Origin of the sequence: Mycobacterium sp. 852002-50816_SCH5313054-b (genome assembly GCF_001667185.1) — a bacterium.
GTDB lineage: Bacteria > Actinomycetota > Actinomycetes > Mycobacteriales > Mycobacteriaceae > Mycobacterium.
This window is the reverse complement of the sequence record NZ_LZIC01000078.1, coordinates 1-1875: the sequence shown is the minus strand read 5'-3', so window position 1 is coordinate 1875 and position 1875 is coordinate 1. Positions and strand designations below refer to the sequence as shown.

General features: G+C 67.0%; 1 protein-coding gene. It reads right to left on the bottom strand.

The window, feature by feature from the left end; genetic code table 11:
• Positions 1–97: 97 nt before the first annotated feature.
• Positions 98–1519: an MFS transporter gene (locus A5787_RS17300; protein ID WP_066969147.1), complete on the bottom strand. Its 1422-nt coding sequence runs from the start codon at positions 1517–1519 to the stop codon at positions 98–100.
• Positions 1520–1875 lie beyond the last annotated feature (356 nt).

Here is a 1875-nt window from a genome sequence, read left to right as displayed (position 1 = left end):
GGTTGACAAACATTACGAAATAACGGGACCGCGGACCCGAGAATGCCTGCTGAGCTGGTTCAATTCGCCTTTGCGCTGTTCAGGGGCGGCGCCACGGCTAAACGGGACCCTCGACAAGCTCCGTCGGTTCCGGTCCATCTGCGTGCGGCGCGGGTGTGGTCGCGTCGCCCTGGAGGGCCGCGGCGTCGGCGAGGTCGACGGCCGCCAGGTCGATGCCCTTGGTCTCGCGGGCGGCCAGGGCGGCGACCGCGCTCACCGCCGCGGTGGCCGCCAGGTACCAAGCGATCGGCACCGAGGACTTGTACGTTTCGAGCAGGCGAACGGCGATGATCGGCGCAAGCGAACCGGCCACGATCGAGGTGACCTGATAGCCGAGCGACACCCCCGAGTAGCGCATCCGGGTCGGGAACATCTCCGCCATGGCCGCCGGCTGGACCGCGTACATGAGACCGTGGAACACCAGACCGATGACGATCGCCGCCATGATGGTCGCGTTGTGCCGGCTATCCATCATCGGGAAGGCGAAGAACCCCCAGGTGCAAGCGCAGAGGGCGCCGACGAAATAGATTGGGCGCCTGCCGAATCGGTCGCTGAGACGCCCGACCAGCGGGATGACGACGAAGTGCACGGCATGGGCGGCCAGCAGCCACCACAGGATGATCTTGGTGTTGGCGTGCACCTGCACTTTGAGGTAGGTGATGGAGAAGGTGACCACGAGGTAGTACATCGTGTTCTCGCCGAAGCGCAAGCCCATCGCGGTGAAAACGCCACGCGGGTACCGCTTTACAACTTCGACCACGCCGAGCTGGCTGGTCTTGGAGCGCTCGGCTTCCTGCTGGGCGGCCAGGAAGATGGGCGCGTCCGTCACCTTCGTGCGGATGTAGTAGCCGATCAGTACGACGACCGCCGACAACCAGAACGCGACCCGCCAGCCCCAGCTCAGAAACGCCGCATCCGACAGCTTCGAGGTGAGACCCAGCAGCACGACGGTGGCCAGCATGTTGCCCCCGGGCACGGCCGCCTGCGGCCAGCTCGCCCAGAAACCGCGGGTGAGCTTGGGACTGTGCTCGGCGACGAGCAGCACGGCGCCGCCCCACTCGCCGCCGACGGCGAAGCCCTGGAAGAAGCGCAGCACCACCAACAGCGCGGGGGCCCAGTAGCCGATCTGGGCGAAGGTGGGCAGGCAGCCCATGAGGACGGTCGCGGCGCCCACCAGCAGCAGGCTGAACTGCAGCAGCTTCTTGCGGCCGTACCGGTCTCCGAAGTGGCCGAACACGATCCCACCAAGCGGGCGGGCGGCGAAGCCCACGGCGTAGGTCACGAAGGCGGCAAGGATGGCGTCGAGTTCGTTGCCCCCGCGCGGAAAGAACACCTTGCTGAACACCAGCGTGGCCGCCGTGCCGTAGAGGAAGAACTCATACCATTCGACGACGGTGCCGGCCATGGATGCCGCGACCACCCGCCGAAGAAAAGCCGGCCGCTGGAATGGGTCCGGCGGCAACTGATTAGGGACGCTCACCGGAGGCCTCCTAGGTGGAGCGCCCACGCGGAGCGCCGACCGGGGTGTGCTGGCGCTGGGCAGCGTACCGCGGCTGGGCGGGCCTTGCCCATTGGCGTCAAGACACGCGACGTCATCCCCGGGATGCGCCGCTGTGCCCGCCTCACAGCGACAACCGCGGGCCTCTCGGCGGGAAACCGATGCGTTGCGACACGGTCACGGATGCATACCTATCAGCAAATCACTGGTCACAGAAGTCACGCTGATCACTATCGTCACATGAGCCAACTGCGGACGTCAATGCGACGGCCTGCGTCCCGTGGGCGGTTGGACGACGGGCTGGGGCGCGGGCATCGCCGGCGCCGCGGCGGGAGGAT